Source organism: Paenibacillus sp. YAF4_2, assembly GCF_052113225.1.
In the GTDB taxonomy this organism is placed as follows: domain Bacteria; phylum Bacillota; class Bacilli; order Paenibacillales; family Paenibacillaceae; genus Pristimantibacillus.
In genome coordinates, this window is record NZ_JBFRCT010000001.1 from 534,014 (window position 1) to 548,238 (window position 14,225).

The following is a 14,225-nucleotide window of genomic DNA, read 5'->3' on the forward strand; positions in this document are numbered from 1 at the left end:
AATAGCGATATCTTAGAAGAGGCCATCCCGTAAAAATGGGATGGCCTAAAACTTTGAAATTGAAGAAAGTTATTTTTTAACCACAGGTACCCAAAATTCGCCGTAGAAAGTACCCTCGCCGTTATCTTTGCGATAGGTCGCATTTGGACCGCCGATGTAAGCATAATCAGTGATTCGGGCTAAGACCTCGCCAAAAGCAAGGTAAGTCAACTCATCAAACAAAGTTTCCTTGTCGCCATTTCCTGCGACCACAATGTACTCGCTATCTGGAAACTCGATAATACGCGTTGCGTCAGCCACTAACTTTCCAGCTTCTACCGCGAAATAATTCCACGGCTTGCCTTGATAAACCTCGTTCACTGACCATTCACGATCATCTTTTGCAGCGTCTTTGAGCTTAGCAAATCGCCCGTCAGCCTTGAGTCTGCCCCAAAACTCGGCTTTTTCCTTTTGCAAAGCTGTCATGTCTTGAAAATTGGAATGGATTGAAAAACCATATGCTGTCAATGTAAATGATTTTTTGTGTTCAATTGTGTATTCCGCCATATGAGCTCCTTTCAAATTTTACAAAGATTAGTCTTCGACTTTATTTACACGCAGCCACATTTCGCCGTAGAATTCACCGTTTTCAGCTGCTTTGACGAAGGTTGAGTTGCCAGGACCTACATATTTGTAGTCTGTAATTTCTTGCAGCATGCCGCCGAAAACTTTGCCTGTGATTTCATCAGCGAGGCTGTCTTTGTCAGAGCCTGTGCCAGCCACAACGAGATAGTCGCCAGCGAGGAATTCGAGGACGACCGCGTCTTCCACATTGAAATCACCCATAACGCCAAAGCCGCGCCAAGCCTTGCCGTCGATCACATAATTGATTTGATATTGTTGCCCGTCAGCCAGAGCGAGAAGTTCAGCAAGCTTGCCATTTTCAGTGATTTCAGCCTTTTTTGCAGCCGTTTTTGCTGCATTGCCTGCCCAGTCGTTGAAGTCCTCAAATGATACACCGAAAGCAGTCATTTTGTAGTTTTCTGAGATCGTTTTGATTGAGTAGTTAGACATTTTATTATCTCCTTTGTATGTTTACTTTTACAAGATTGATTCTATTTGCCGAATGTATCAAAAAGTGATACTTTTTTGATACAATAAAATCATGAAAAAAACAGAACGAGTAAACCTAATCATGCGCTACATCAATAACCGCGCACATTTTACGATTGCCGAGATTCAGCGGGAGTTCAAGATTTCCCGCGCGACGGCGATCCGCGACATTAATGAGATTCAAGCGATGGGTTTTCCAATGACGACCGAACTGGGGCGTGGTGGAGGCTACAATGTCCTACAAAATCAGTATTTGCCCGCAGCACGTTTCACCCCAGATGAGCTGAAGGCGATTTTTATCAGTTTTATCGCCTCGAAAAATTCACAGCTGCCTTATCTGCATAATCGCCGCTCAATCACTGAAAAGCTTATCGGCATCGCTTCGCAAACGCAGCAAGACGAGCTAATCGAGCTGAATAATATCTTGCTCTTTGAAAATACAAATCCTGCTAATCCAAATCTTTTGGAGCTCGATGATGCAGCGCCTGCGGAGCTAAACCAGTTGATTTCGCTAGCTGTGCGAGATAAGCATTTACGCGTGACGTATGAGCCAAGTCCTGGCTGGCCGCAATTGCTGGACGTTTTTTTGCTCTATATTTTTAACTCGAACGCTCAGTGGCTAGTCGAGGTTTATGATTTCGATACGGATGAGTTTCGTTATTTACCGGTTGATTTGCTGCGGGATTCAGCAATCTCTGAGCATGTGCTGAAGTACTCAGAACAAGAGATTTTAAGCAAAAAAAGGATAGGAGCACGTCAGTCCAATCTTGTTGTAAAGCTCGATACGACTGGGATTCAGCGCTTTAAACGTATGCACCCGCCGGGGATTATTTTGTCCTTTACTGGAATGTTTCAATCGAGTGGGGTTTTTAATGTTCAGTTGGATGTGACCGATGTTGAGGCACTGGCTTATTACGCGGATTGGCTTTTGTTTTTGGGGAAAGGGGTCGTGTTTGAGCGTATTCCTGAAGAGCTGCGCTTGATCTTGGAGGATCGTTTAACCAATTTAAGATTTTCTTGAATCTAAAATGATGGATTTCTATTTTCATCCTCTGTATAAAGACTAAAATTTATAAAAGAGTTATGTGGTGATAAAATTAATGACGAATAAGAATAATAAGACAATTAAATCTATAATTATTTCCTTAATTATGATTTTATTTACTTGTTGGTATCTATTTGAATCTACTTCCTTAGATAGAATTACAATCGTAGAAGCTGGTAATTACAAAATCGTTGTACAAGATAGAGATAAAAATAGGACAACAATTGAAACATATATTGGTATCTCAAAAATAATAAAAACCGATGAAGTATATGATATCAAGTATAAGAAGAGAATATTGCAACGTCCCAGACTGATTACAATTACTCCTGTTAACTAGTCGACAGAGTTCATGACGTTAACTGGGAACTATAGCTCAATAAACACAACGGCAGCCGATCAGAGGATGATCAGCTGCCGATTTATTGAAGTAAAGGATAGGTTAATTTAAAAATAACCAATATGATTAATCAAATTTGTCTCCAAACTTCTTTCCGAATTCCTCCATTAGATCAATAATTGGAATCAATTGCTCCCCTTTTGATGTTAACGAATACTCAACACGCGGGGGCACCTCGGGAAAAACTTTGCGATTAATTAAGCCATCCGCTTCTAATTCTCGAAGTTGCTTTGTTAGAGACCCTTGTGAAATTCCCCACAAAAGAGTCTTGATTTCATTGTATCGGTGTGGTTTAAACTTTAAAAACCAAAGAATTAGATACTTCCAACGTCCTGAAAGCAGGTTTTGGGTATATGCAATGCCATATATTTCTCTGTGATCCGTCTTACATTCTTCAGTAAATCCATCTTTGTTTATTCTAGACACCTTTCCACCTCATTCTGCTGTTAGGTACAAAAAAAAGTACTATGTCATAATTTATTGCCCTCTTCAAAAAAATGAGTAACGTATTTATATTAGTACATGTGTACAAATTACTCAATAAGGTCAGTTCAAATGGAAATAGGAGGATGAAAATGAGATTCGGAATTGTAGGTGCAGGACCAATTGGGTCTAATATTGCGAAGAAATTGGTCGAGAATGGACATGATGTCAAGATTGCAGATGCTCGTGGGATTGAACGCTTGGAAGGAAAAAAACTTACAGGAACACCTGTGATCGTAGAAGATGTAATTAAAGACATTGATGTTCTTATAACGTCAATTCCTTTCCACGCGCTGCCAAGCATTCGCAACATTATAGATAAAGTTGAGGAGGAAGTAGTCGTTGTAGACACTTCAAATTATTATCCACAAATAAGTAATAAAATCGAAGAAATTGAAAACGGAATGGTTGAAAGTGTTTGGGTATCCAATCATTTAGGTAGACCAATCATTAAAGCGTTCAACAATTTCTTAGCCTATACATTAGAACATCAAGGAACTCCCGAAGGGACTGATGGGCGGATTGCCATAGCGATTGCTGGTGATGATTTATCCCATAAACAAATAATCATGGGTGTAGCAAATGATCTAGGTTTTGACTCCGTGGATAGTGGTTCTTTAAGTGATTCGTGGAGACAACAGCCAGGAACCCCTGCGTACTGCACAGAACTTACAAAAGAGGAACTAGCCATAGCCTTAAGTAAAGCGAATAAAGAAAAAGCTCCATTTCTGCGTGATAAGGTAATGGAAAAGCTGTCAGCTTCTCCAGGTGCATTTTCAATTCAAGATGTTGTTAGAGCAAATAGAGAAATCTTCAATTCTTAAGTTAGAAACCCTTAGGATAACACATTTACCTACCATGTTTTATATGGGTTTTCAGTCACTCGAAAGCGATATTGACACCACTATACTTTATATTATAAGTGGCGGATTAGGGTTGTTTTCTATTGTATTTAGTGCAGTCCGACTCAATCAAAATAAGAACTGGGAAGTAGTAGACGAGTACCCTGGGCAAAATAAAACGTTGAACTAACTCGGAACATTAGTTCAGAAACACCATGAAAGCAGCCGGTCGCTAAGACCGGCTGCTTTTTCTAGACTAATGATCAGGATAGCGTAATAAATATAGTTGAATCAACAAATCAACCTTTTTGAATTACATAGGAGAGAAAAGCTGAGATCATCGGCAACGCGTTGATAAGTTCAAGGAGAGGGTGATCACTCACATGGATAAAATATTAGAAGCGCTTCTCGGAGGATTTAAGAAGCAATATTCGAAATCAAAAGCAATTATTCCGCCAAAAGTATATGATGTATCACCTCAAAGTATAAAAGAAATATTCGACATGAAGTTTCCTGGCGTTTATATTTTTTTGGGCCAGACGAGTTATTGCTCCAAAAGAAAGATACTTTATATAGGAATATCCGGACCAAATGGTGGTGTTGGGAAAAGAGTTCAAAATCAAATCAACAAACGTAAATCGGATCCTGATTTTCAAAAAAACATGAAGGAGTTGGGGTATGATGGAGTTATTCACTATGACACAGCTAGTTTTCTAGACAGTGTGAAAGCGACAGTCATGTTAGAAGAGGTACATATCGTTGAGTTTGAGGGGGAAGAAAACCTAAGGCTTGTAGAGATGTTCCTTAGTATCGAAGAAGAACCACTTTTTTGTAAAAAGCACATTACAGAACCGATGAAGGATCGGCATAAACGCTACATAGAAGAGTGTGAGGACGAGGTACTCCAGGCCGATTAAACTGAATATGAAAGATGTCGGGTGACAATACATGTACCGTTAACCAATTTGGGACAGAAAGGATACTATAGTTCTATAAATGTTCTTGCTGCATATGAAAAACACTTAAAAAAGTTATGAAATTTCTTCAAAAGAAAAGGAAATGCCCCATCGGAACATTTCCTTCTCATTATCCATATATCTTTTCCAACGCTTCTCTTTGAATGGGTTTAACATCAATGATTGAGCGCTTTTGTTTTGCTTTTGATATTGCATCATTTATGTTATCGGCAATTCCTAACTCAAGAAGGGTACCAGCTGCCACTGTACCAGTCCGACCTTTTCCTCCTCCGCAATGGAAAGCAACCTTCTTGCCATTTCGATAAGCATTAACTACTTCGTCTATTGCTTGCTTGAACGCAACATGTTGGCTTTCTGGTGAATTATCACCAAGCGAGATAGGTACATATTGTGCCTTAGATTCAGCATAGGCACATCCTTCTGCCTCTCCGCGCAAGTCAACGATTACATCAATATTTTCGTTATTCTCCATTGCTTCTACGTCTGCAGCTCCACCCATAAAGATTTTTTCTTCATGAAGTGAGTGATAGTTCTTTTCCATCGTATTAACACTCCAATACAGCATTATTTTTTTCTAAAGCTCTTAAATGATACTGAAACAGGTGCAGAAGGAGGGGCGCAGCAAAGTGAAAGATCACGAGCTTCACCAGCCGACATTTACTCACCATCTCTCACAAATTGTTCAATACGTGCTTTAATGGAATCTCTGACGTTACGGAATTGTGCGATAATTTCTTCTTCCGTACCTGTTGCCTTAGCAGGGTCATCAAATCCCCAGTGCCACTTGATTACATTAGGATTCATGATGACAGGGCAGTGTTCATCAGCATGTCCGCATAGTGTGATGACATACGTAGCACGATTCAATATCTCTGGATTAATAACGTCAGAGCTATTGCCACTAATATCAACACCAATTTCGTTCATAACTTGAACGGCTCTAGGATTCAATCCATGAGCTTCAAGACCGGCACTTTTTACCTCGAATTTATCCCCGCCAATTGCATTCAATAGACCATCAGCAATTTGGCTGCGGCAAGAATTTCCTGTACATAAGAAGTAAACGAGTGGTTTAGACATTTTAAAGATCTCCTTTGAAATTTAATTTTGATTTAACCTACAACTTTAAGCCAAAGATAGAGCCCTGATAAAGTAATAAACAGGACAGGTACCGTAAGGATTATACCCGTCTTGAAGTATGCTCCCCAGGAAATTTTAACACCTTTACTGGACAGTACATGCAGCCAGAGCAGGGTAGCGAGCGAACCAATAGGGGTGATTTTCGGACCTAAGTCAGAGCCAATCACATTCGCATACACGAATGCTTCATGAATCACGCCAGTAGAATTCGTGTTATCAATAGCAAGTGCATTTATCATTACTGTTGGCATATTGTTCATGATCGATGAGAGGATAGCAGCTATGAAACCAGATCCAACGGTGGCTACAAATAAGCCTTGATCGCCGACCCATTTAAATACATCACCTAGTTCATCTGTCAGACCAACATTTCTAAGACCATAAACGACGACATACATTCCGATGGAGAAAACGACAACAGCCCATGGCGCACCTTTTACAAGCTTCCAAGTATGGATCTCCCGGCTTTGGCGGGCAAGCAGCAAGAAGATGATAGCCGCAGCCCCAGCGATGATAGATACCGGAACATGAATGAACTCACTTGTTAAATAAGCGATTAGAAGAATGGCAAGGACAATCCAGGAGATCTTAAATAGTCGCATATCCTTGATCGCATCAACTGGTTTCTTCAATTGTGCCAAGTCATATTGCTTAGGTATGCTTTTCCGGTAGAAGAGAAAGAGAACAAGTAAACTTGCCGCAACAGAGAAGAGAGTCGGAACGATCATACGACTAGCATATTCTGCGAATCCTACGTCAAAAAAGTCTGATGACACGATATTAACCAAGTTACTAACGACAAGTGGAAGGGAAGCGGTATCGGAAATAAATCCACTTGCCATAATAAACGGAAGAATCATGCGTTCATCAAATTTCAACGCCCGGACCATGGCCAATACAATAGGCGTTAAGATGAGAGCAGCACCATCGTTTGCGAAAAAAGCAGCAACTGCCGCACCCAATAAAATGACATACACAAACATCAAATGACCGTTACCTTTGGCAACTCTAGCCATATGAAGTGCTGCCCATTCAAAGAAACCAATCTCATCAAGAATGAGTGAAATCAGAATAACCGCCACGAACGCTAGAGTAGCGTTCCAAACGATTTGAGTTACGTCCCACACATCATGAAAATTGACAACTCCAAAGAGGAGTGCGATTACAGCACCACCGCATGCAGACCAACCGATGTTAAGACCTTTTGGCTGCCAAATGACGAAAACTAACGTAACTAAAAAAATGATTGATGCAATAGCCAGCATAATGCCTCCTGATTACGAACAGCCTTTAACTACATTAATTTTCTCTTGCATAGATGGAAGTTGATCGATAAGCTGCTTCAAATAATCTTTATCCTCTAAGTTCAAAGAATAATAAATCCATTGGCTTCTGCGCTCCTCATTAATTAGACCGCCCATTCTAAGTTTTTTCAAATGTTGGCTAATATTAGGTTGAGTAGTTTCTAAAATTTCAACGATATCACAGACACACATCTCCCGATGCCGTAGCAGCGCCATAATGGTCAGCCTGGTTTTATCAGAAAGAAGCTTAAGAGTATCGGACAGTTCCTCAATTGTTTGCAAATTCTTGCCCCCTTCCAGTAACTAGCTTGCAGATCATAGCGTTATTATATACGCGATTAATTATATAAGTAAATGATTATATTAGTGATCGCTAATTTAATAATGCGTTAACAAACGTTAACATGGTGAAATCAATGAGGGAATAAAATAAAAGGCTTCTGCATTGAGCAGAAGCCTCTAAATTCTTTAACAGCCTGTATTCGATCCACTTGATGCAGATGTATTTTTAGGGCTGCAGCAGCCACTACTAACGCCTGTAACAGTGATCGGTCTAATGGTTATCTTCTTCGGGGAAGGCGTGCAGCAACTGTTGTTTTCACTCACATCTTGTGACCTGGACACGGAACAGACGCCAGTTTCCGGTAAATGAAGTTTAACTTCACGAGCAACTTCAAAATCGCCTGCTAATGCAGCCACAACACTACGAACTTGTTCGTATCCTGTAGCCAAAAGGAAGGTAGGGGCACGGCCGTAGCTTTTCGACCCGACAATATAAAAGTCTTTCTCAGGCTGACGAAGTTCTGCTTCACCATGTGGTCGAACGGTGCCACAGCTGTGAATATTGGGATCAATTAATTCAGCCAATTGCGGGACGGATTCCACAACGGTATCTGCTGCATAACGCAACTCAGAAAGGAAGCTAAAGTCTGGCCTAGCTCCTGTAGCTACAATGACCTCATCGATTTTATCAATAGCATACGCCTTATCTAATTTTGTTCCATGCAGAGACAAGGTATCCAGGTCTTTCTTTACCTGATCAATAAGAAAGGGGGTGTGTACCTGTACATTGCCTTGTTGTACATATTGTCTAGCCCGCGTGCCTAGTGCCCCGCGTGCCGGAAGACCATCGTTTTCTCCTCCACCAAAGGCATCCGCGATTTTATGCTTCCTTAGCACCCAATGTATCGTGGTTTCAGGAAGCTCCATTTTCAATTCATTCAACAAGGTGAGTGATTGTATGGCAGAGTGGCCACTGCCAACAACTACGATGTTTTTCCCTGCAAAACGTTCTTTATCTACTCCCAAAATATCCGGAATACCGTATTGAATGCGATCTTTAAAATCGATCTCTCCTTCTGCAGGATGACCACTTGTGCTCATCGGGTTAGGTGTAAGCCATGTTCCAGTGGCATCTATAACGGAAGAAGCCTCTATACGTAGTAATTTACTGTGTTGCTCATATTCGATAATAAAAGTGGCAAGCTCCCGGCCGGCTGTCTTCATTTTATCGAAGCCTTTTCGATAAATGGCTTTAACCGTTGAATTAAGATAAATATGGGGTTGTAATTGCTTCAACTGTGCTAGTGGTAACAGATACTCATTTACTAATTCTTGCCCAGTAGGCATATGATCTTTCGCAGGGGATTGCCATCCAGTCTCTAGAAGGAGCTCCTTTGCAGCTGAATCCATGTTAAACTCCCAAGGTGAAAACATTCTTACATGTTTCCAACTAAGCACAGAGGATGCGATCTGAGCTCCTCTTTCAAATAAAATAAAGGGCATGTTTCTCTTAACAAGCTGAGCAGCAGCAGCCAACGCTACTGGACCTCCACCTATAATAGCTGTTGGCAATTGTTTATTCATATTTCAATTCCTCCTCAATATATATTTGCATTTTGCAAGTATAACTCGAAATGTAAGCCTCCATTATTTTGGAGGCACACAACATTCTGGTGATTTTTGCATTGCATCATTAAACAATTGAATGGAGCGTAGTACCGTTTCTCGTTCAAATTCACTCATCGTGGAAAGGACGCCGTTAAGCTGAGCATTTACGGTAAGGTTAATAGCATTTTCAACACTTAAACCTTCAGGCGTTAGTGACAAAATATTAATACGATTATCAGAAGGATGGGGTGTTTTCTTTAATAACCCTTTATCTGATAGGGTTTTAACCTGTCTGCTGAAAGTTGTAATATCCATTCCAAGAGCTCCTGCAATTTCCTGCATGGAGGGATTATGCTGTCGATTTACTTCATATAGGATATGACTTTGTACTAGCGATACTTCTTGGCCGCAACAGGAATCGCAGCATTGTTCATTTAACAACCCAAAATTACGAGACAGGATCTGAAACATATTCCTCACATTTTCCATTTGCATGACCTCCTGAATCAGTTATAGCACCTTTATTTGCAATTTGCAAGTAATAAGGTATAATCAATCTAACCAATTACCAAAATAAGGAGTCTATAAAGAGACGATTATCCTTTCGATAGCGATACAGGAGGCAAACTAATGTCGGAAATATTCGTGAGACATGCAACTTCAATGGATATACCGGGGATTTTAACAATATATAATCAAGGTATTAGAGATCGTATTGCCACTCTAGAAGTTGAACCAAAAGATATCAGTTATATGGAAGGCTGGTTCAGAGAACACAGGGGGCAAGGCATTGGAAGCATGCTGTTAACTGAACTTGAAGAGACTGCTTCACTCATTGGTTTTTATAAAATTGTTCTTTTCACTTTTCCATTCAACAGCCTGGGTCAAAGTTTATACCGTAAAAAAGGTTATCGTGAAGTAGGAATTTTCTATAAACAGGGTATGATAGACGGCAACTTTGTCGATGTCATGGCGATGGAAAAGATACTGTGAATCGTGGAAACCAAATATTGGAATAATTTTTTTATTTCTCGAATGAACAATTTCGCTCATGCTGAAGTCCTTCCCTGTATAGACAGGAGAGGAGAAAAAGGTAGAAGGATGGGATCTGACGGAAGAACAATTAGGTAAGCTCATTACTAAAAATAAAGACGGAAATAGTGTACCTTTATCAGCCATTGCATCCGTCTATCCATCTCTAACCGATGTAAAAACTGTCTCCCGTACGAACGGGAAAGCAAATGTAATGATTGATGTAATTAAAACACCAACTGCTTCCAAGTACCGCAAGCGGGCAGGTGGCCGTCAAAGTTGAGCTTCCGAAAGGTACCCCTTTGTCCGAGGTGGATAAAGAAGTCAAGGTTGTAGAAAATATACTTCATACCAACGCTGGTATTGAGGCATATACAGCTACTTTTGGCTCCAGCTTTACGCCTACGGCCGATGATGTATTTGACCAAGGCGGAGGGTTTATACAGCAGCCGAACGTAGCCAACCTATCCATTCAGCTGAAAGACAAGAAGAGTGTTAATGCATACATTGCTTCTTTGCAGGCGGATTTGGATAAGGTATCCAACCATGCAGCCATCACGGTAACCAATAAAAATATTGCCGGTGATGACTCGACGATAAAAATTATGTTGATTGGCGCGGATCAGCTTACGTTGGAAAAGGCAGCTGAACAAGCACGCATGAAACTGGTCAATATCCAGGGACTTAGCGTGACTGGCCAAACGGATTTGACGAATGGAAACATTAAATATGAGATTGCAATTGATAAGAATAAGGCACTTGCTGCCGGAATCGATCCGGATGAGATTAATAAACTGCTGCTTCGGTATACCTCCAAAGCAAAGGACTTTGATATCTCAAGCTCTACAGGAACAGATACAATTCCTGTTGATGTATATATTGATTCCGTCAAAAAGGGAATAGTGACCGCCCAGTCAGTGCCAATGTATTCCCCTGAACAGGTACTTGCTTCATTAGCAGCAGAGATCGTTAAAGGGAACGATGGAAAGGCTTATCATCTCGATAATTTCGTAACGATGCAAAAAAGCGATGCTTTATCTTCCATCCAGGAGCGCGATGGCCAGCCTTTTTCTGTCGTTCAAGCTCAAATTACCTCCAGCAACATGAGCAAGGTGTCCAAAGAAGTGGATAAAACCTTGAAGGCCATGCAGCTTCCAGATGGAGTAAGTATTTAAAGGCTGGAAAGCACCAATTGCCGTATTGCTGAGCATTCCGCTTGCATTGTCTGGTATCGTGATCTCTTTTTATACCATTCATGGTCAGTGGAATCTTGCGGCATTTATCGGCGAGTTATTGCTCACGGGGATTGTCGTTACCAATGGCATTGTACTAATCGATAAAATCGAACGGAACCGAAGAGAAGGAATGGAGCTTAGAGATGCTGTTATTCAGGGCAGCTTGTCCAGAATCCGTTCGATACTCATGACGGCGGGCACAGCGATCTTAACCCTGATTCCACTGGCACTCTCGCATAGTGCGGATACGGTTATCTCCCAGGTGCTTGGCTAAACAGTTTTTTATTGATCCCGATTATTTACGAATGGATGCAGGACAAGGCTGTACGAAAATCCGAATCCGTCATCAGGATGAATGGCTGATTTCCTATTCGCACTAATGGAGGATGCAAGGAGGTATACATCATCGATATTGCAGCTTGGCTTGAACATTATGGTTATGGAATCATTTTTCTAGCATTATGCCTCGAAATGCTCGCCTTGCCTCTTCCTGGCGAGATCATGATGAGCTATGCAGGAATGCTTGTGTTTGAGCAAAAAATGAATTGGCTTGTCAGCATTTTGACCGCATCAGCGGGTGTAACGGCCGGAATAACACTTTCTTATTGGATCGGTTACTGGCTAGGTAAGCCGCTTCTGATGAAATACGGGCATCGGCTTCATTTGGGAGAGGAACAAATGGACCGCTTAACGGTTTGGTTTGAGAAATATGGCGATAAACTGTTGTTTATCGCCTATTTCATACCGGGCATCAGACATATTACAGGTTACTTCTGCGGAGTAACCCGTATGCCGTTTCGCCGGTATGCGCTTTATGCTTATTCCGGGGCTGTCTTTTGGGTCAGCTTATTTATCTCGCTCGGCAAAGTACTAGGGCCGAAATGGGAAGCGTACCACTCCACAGTAAACCGTTATTTAGTTATCTTTGCGATTGCCTCCGGTATGGGTTTTCTGTTATACCATCTCTTGAGAAGGTATAAGTATCGTATTCTCTCGTTCCTGCTGGATATGTTCAGCGGAGGGGTTCGTCAGTTTAAGTCGCTAGGCAAAGCTAAATATCTAGTATTAACATCCTTTGCTGCTTTGATTGTATTCCTCTCGCTTATGTTTGGTATGATTCAAGATTTTGTAGCGCGAGAGTTCGGACAATTTGATGAAGTGGCTTATTATTTGATCTTGATGATAATCGGAACGGGATGGCACGACCGGATGGAATCCTTCCTGCAAATAGGCAGCATCTATTTATATGCATCGGTTATCGGACTTACCCTGATCAGAATCCGATTTAAGGGTGATAACAAACTGCTGGAGATTTTATTCTTATGCTGGACAGTGGCTGGAGGGGTGGTCCTAAATGAAGGGCTGCGTATGGTATTTCATCGGACAGGTCCAGTATCTTCCGGCATTCAAATGATGAACACCTTTCCGAGCGAGGATACGTTTACGGCCGTTACCGTCTGTGGATTCTCTGTTTTTCTGATCCTGCGGCATTACAGTCAAGAAATCATACGTTTGGTCATGGTTGGGGCAGCTGTACTTCTATGCTTATTGTTAGGGATAAGCCTCGTCTATTTTAACTTGCAATATCCAAGCGATGTTGCCGCAGGTTATGTATTTGGCGGTGCTTGGGTAAGTCTGAACGTTCTCATACTGGAAGTGAGGAGAAAACTGCAACACAACAGAGTAAGCATGGCTTAAGTTATGATAATTCGTCAGGTTCGTTTCAGTAGGAGTTGAATGTGCAAGTGGTGAGCGAGGAACTAAATCATATCATTCTTCAAGCTAAATCCGGTGATCAAGAAGCATACGCCACACTTGTCAAACGATATAAAGGACATGTCTACAGGTATGCTTTAGGGATGCTGGGTAATCGAATGGATGCCGAGGATGTTTCACAGGAGGCATTTATTAAAGCCTTTTACTCCTTGACTTCGTTAGAGGTTGCTTATGCCTTCTCATCCTGGATCCTTCGAATTACTTCCAACCTGTGCAAAGACAGATTGAAAAAGCGTGCAAAAGTCCTTGAAGAAGAACTGAAGGAAGGTCAAAATGAAGCTATCGCCAATCATCATTTACCGGATACTTTAGAGAAAGTTACCCTTGCAGACGGACTAAGCAGAATTAGCGCGGATCATCGGGGAGTTCTTCTGCTGCATGAAGTGCAAGGGTATACCTATGAAGAAATCGCTGCTTTATTAGAGGTTCCTTTAGGAACTGTGAAGTCTCGGCTTTTTGCAGCGAGAATAAATTTAAGGAATGAGTTGCGAAGGGAGGACTGAGTGTGGAACGACATCTGAAAGAACAGCTTTCAGCCTACCTTGATGGGGAGTTGAATCAAGATGAGAGGCAAGAGGTTGAAGCGCATTTAGAAACATGTGAGACTTGCCAGGAGCTCTTGGAGGATTACCTTCATCTCAAACAAGATTTTGTGTTATCATTCAGCTCCATTGAAGCGCCAGAGGATCTCGAAGACAAGGTCATTCGTTCACTTCGAACAAAAACGTTTCCAGCGGAGAAATATATCGGTTGGTTTATTTTCCTTTGTATACTGATACCGTTTGTTATCTTTTATGCTTTAACGGGTACGGTCATCATTAAGCTTCTGCATGGATTCTCCAAGTTTATAATAATACTTGTGTACGCAGCGTCCCATTTTATTCTTAGTGTACCTGTCTTATCCGGAATGGTGATTTTCCTTTCTTTACTAGTACTTGCTGTTTCTTTTTACTCGTTAAAGCGAATGCTTCATACAACAGTAAGCTGAAAGGTCTGAATGTCTTGCGAA

19 protein-coding genes are annotated in these 14,225 nt (G+C 41.3%); 10 read left to right on the forward strand and 9 right to left on the reverse strand.

All coding sequences use genetic code 11. The features are described from left to right. Positions 1-69: 69 nt before the first annotated feature. Together AB4Y93_RS02615 and AB4Y93_RS02620 are read right to left on the reverse strand one after the other, a co-directional pair. Entirely contained in the window at positions 70-546 is a 477-nt protein-coding gene (locus tag AB4Y93_RS02615) for a GyrI-like domain-containing protein (RefSeq protein WP_441888656.1), read from the reverse strand. Between the two features lie 27 nt (positions 547-573). Continuing rightward, complete coding sequence (locus AB4Y93_RS02620; RefSeq protein ID WP_441888658.1) at positions 574-1,053, reverse strand: hypothetical protein; 480 nt, start codon at positions 1,051-1,053, stop codon at positions 574-576. Positions 1,054-1,144: 91 nt separating this feature from the next. Here AB4Y93_RS02620 and AB4Y93_RS02625 point away from each other — a divergent pair, with 91 nt between their 5' ends. Both AB4Y93_RS02625 and AB4Y93_RS02630 read left to right on the forward strand, forming a co-directional pair. Then, positions 1,145-2,113 carry a helix-turn-helix transcriptional regulator gene (locus tag AB4Y93_RS02625; protein WP_441888660.1) on the forward strand — a complete coding sequence of 323 codons (969 nt, stop codon included), beginning with the start codon at positions 1,145-1,147 and terminating at the stop codon, positions 2,111-2,113. 79 nt (positions 2,114-2,192) lie between these two features. Beyond that, the gene (locus tag AB4Y93_RS02630) at positions 2,193-2,477 is read left to right on the forward strand and encodes a hypothetical protein (RefSeq protein WP_441888662.1); all 285 of its coding nucleotides are present in this window, start codon (positions 2,193-2,195) and stop codon (positions 2,475-2,477) included. A gap of 126 nt (positions 2,478-2,603) precedes the next feature. Here AB4Y93_RS02630 and AB4Y93_RS02635 read toward each other — a convergent pair whose 3' ends face one another. Beyond that, positions 2,604-2,963 (reverse strand): winged helix-turn-helix transcriptional regulator, encoded by a 360-nt coding sequence (locus tag AB4Y93_RS02635; protein ID WP_441888665.1) that lies wholly within the window; start codon positions 2,961-2,963, stop codon positions 2,604-2,606. 71 nt (positions 2,964-3,034) lie between these two features. Between AB4Y93_RS02635 and AB4Y93_RS02640 the strand changes: the two genes are divergently transcribed. Both AB4Y93_RS02640 and AB4Y93_RS02645 read left to right on the forward strand, forming a co-directional pair. Continuing rightward, positions 3,035-3,844: an NADPH-dependent F420 reductase gene (locus AB4Y93_RS02640; protein ID WP_441888667.1), complete on the forward strand. Its 810-nt coding sequence runs from the start codon at positions 3,035-3,037 to the stop codon at positions 3,842-3,844. A 401-nt stretch (positions 3,845-4,245) separates the two neighbouring features. Continuing rightward, on the forward strand, positions 4,246-4,779 hold the full coding sequence (locus AB4Y93_RS02645) for a hypothetical protein (RefSeq protein ID WP_441888669.1): 534 nt from the start codon (positions 4,246-4,248) through the stop codon (positions 4,777-4,779). A gap of 169 nt (positions 4,780-4,948) precedes the next feature. Here AB4Y93_RS02645 and AB4Y93_RS02650 read toward each other — a convergent pair whose 3' ends face one another. The 6 genes from AB4Y93_RS02650 to AB4Y93_RS02675 all read right to left on the reverse strand — a co-directional run bounded on the left by AB4Y93_RS02650 (position 4,949) and on the right by AB4Y93_RS02675 (position 9,662). Next, positions 4,949-5,380, reverse strand: a complete 432-nt coding sequence (locus AB4Y93_RS02650) for a protein-tyrosine phosphatase family protein (protein ID WP_441888671.1) — start codon at positions 5,378-5,380, stop codon at positions 4,949-4,951. Between the two features lie 116 nt (positions 5,381-5,496). Then, on the reverse strand, positions 5,497-5,919 hold the full coding sequence (gene arsC, locus AB4Y93_RS02655) for an arsenate reductase (thioredoxin) (RefSeq protein ID WP_441888673.1): 423 nt from the start codon (positions 5,917-5,919) through the stop codon (positions 5,497-5,499). 32 nt (positions 5,920-5,951) lie between these two features. Beyond that, positions 5,952-7,244, reverse strand: coding sequence for an arsenic transporter (locus AB4Y93_RS02660; RefSeq protein ID WP_441888675.1), 1,293 nt, complete (start codon positions 7,242-7,244; stop codon positions 5,952-5,954). Between the two features lie 12 nt (positions 7,245-7,256). Further along, positions 7,257-7,565, reverse strand: coding sequence for an ArsR/SmtB family transcription factor (locus tag AB4Y93_RS02665; RefSeq protein WP_441888677.1), 309 nt, complete (start codon positions 7,563-7,565; stop codon positions 7,257-7,259). A 186-nt stretch (positions 7,566-7,751) separates the two neighbouring features. Next, positions 7,752-9,149, reverse strand: a complete 1,398-nt coding sequence (locus tag AB4Y93_RS02670) for an NAD(P)-binding domain-containing protein (RefSeq protein ID WP_441888679.1) — start codon at positions 9,147-9,149, stop codon at positions 7,752-7,754. Positions 9,150-9,212: 63 nt separating this feature from the next. Next, positions 9,213-9,662 (reverse strand): MarR family winged helix-turn-helix transcriptional regulator, encoded by a 450-nt coding sequence (locus tag AB4Y93_RS02675; RefSeq protein ID WP_441888681.1) that lies wholly within the window; start codon positions 9,660-9,662, stop codon positions 9,213-9,215. Between the two features lie 141 nt (positions 9,663-9,803). Between AB4Y93_RS02675 and AB4Y93_RS02680 the strand changes: the two genes are divergently transcribed. The 6 genes from AB4Y93_RS02680 to AB4Y93_RS02705 all read left to right on the forward strand — a co-directional run bounded on the left by AB4Y93_RS02680 (position 9,804) and on the right by AB4Y93_RS02705 (position 14,204). Further along, positions 9,804-10,166, forward strand: a complete 363-nt coding sequence (locus tag AB4Y93_RS02680) for a GNAT family N-acetyltransferase (RefSeq protein ID WP_441888683.1) — start codon at positions 9,804-9,806, stop codon at positions 10,164-10,166. Positions 10,167-10,444: 278 nt separating this feature from the next. Then, entirely contained in the window at positions 10,445-11,380 is a 936-nt protein-coding gene (locus AB4Y93_RS02685) for an efflux RND transporter permease subunit (protein WP_441889239.1), read from the forward strand. A gap of 25 nt (positions 11,381-11,405) precedes the next feature. Continuing rightward, positions 11,406-11,714: an efflux RND transporter permease subunit gene (locus AB4Y93_RS02690; RefSeq protein WP_441888685.1), complete on the forward strand. Its 309-nt coding sequence runs from the start codon at positions 11,406-11,408 to the stop codon at positions 11,712-11,714. Between the two features lie 173 nt (positions 11,715-11,887). Next, positions 11,888-13,138 (forward strand): VTT domain-containing protein, encoded by a 1,251-nt coding sequence (locus AB4Y93_RS02695; RefSeq protein WP_441889241.1) that lies wholly within the window; start codon positions 11,888-11,890, stop codon positions 13,136-13,138. Positions 13,139-13,179: 41 nt separating this feature from the next. Continuing rightward, positions 13,180-13,719 (forward strand): RNA polymerase sigma factor, encoded by a 540-nt coding sequence (locus AB4Y93_RS02700; RefSeq protein WP_441888687.1) that lies wholly within the window; start codon positions 13,180-13,182, stop codon positions 13,717-13,719. Between the two features lie 2 nt (positions 13,720-13,721). Then, the gene (locus AB4Y93_RS02705; protein WP_441888689.1) at positions 13,722-14,204 is read left to right on the forward strand and encodes an anti-sigma factor family protein; all 483 of its coding nucleotides are present in this window, start codon (positions 13,722-13,724) and stop codon (positions 14,202-14,204) included. Positions 14,205-14,225: the final 21 nt, after the last annotated feature.

Bases quoted from the DNA above. Each gene is read 5' to 3' on its own strand.
- AB4Y93_RS02625 (WP_441888660.1), top strand. From the start codon at position 1,145: ATGAAAAAAACAGAACGAGTAAACCTAATCATGCGCTACATCAATAAC.
- AB4Y93_RS02660 (WP_441888675.1), bottom strand. From the start codon at position 7,244: ATGCTGGCTATTGCATCAATCATTTTTTTAGTTACGTTAGTTTTCGTC.
- AB4Y93_RS02645 (WP_441888669.1), top strand. From the start codon at position 4,246: ATGGATAAAATATTAGAAGCGCTTCTCGGAGGATTTAAGAAGCAATAT.
- AB4Y93_RS02640 (WP_441888667.1), top strand. From the start codon at position 3,035: ATGAGTAACGTATTTATATTAGTACATGTGTACAAATTACTCAATAAG.
- AB4Y93_RS02650 (WP_441888671.1), bottom strand. From the start codon at position 5,380: ATGGAAAAGAACTATCACTCACTTCATGAAGAAAAAATCTTTATGGGT.
- AB4Y93_RS02670 (WP_441888679.1), bottom strand. From the start codon at position 9,149: ATGAATAAACAATTGCCAACAGCTATTATAGGTGGAGGTCCAGTAGCG.
- AB4Y93_RS02675 (WP_441888681.1), bottom strand. From the start codon at position 9,662: ATGGAAAATGTGAGGAATATGTTTCAGATCCTGTCTCGTAATTTTGGG.
- AB4Y93_RS02615 (WP_441888656.1), bottom strand. From the start codon at position 546: ATGGCGGAATACACAATTGAACACAAAAAATCATTTACATTGACAGCA.
- arsC (WP_441888673.1), bottom strand. From the start codon at position 5,919: ATGTCTAAACCACTCGTTTACTTCTTATGTACAGGAAATTCTTGCCGC.
- AB4Y93_RS02630 (WP_441888662.1), top strand. From the start codon at position 2,193: ATGACGAATAAGAATAATAAGACAATTAAATCTATAATTATTTCCTTA.
- AB4Y93_RS02680 (WP_441888683.1), top strand. From the start codon at position 9,804: ATGTCGGAAATATTCGTGAGACATGCAACTTCAATGGATATACCGGGG.
- AB4Y93_RS02620 (WP_441888658.1), bottom strand. From the start codon at position 1,053: ATGTCTAACTACTCAATCAAAACGATCTCAGAAAACTACAAAATGACT.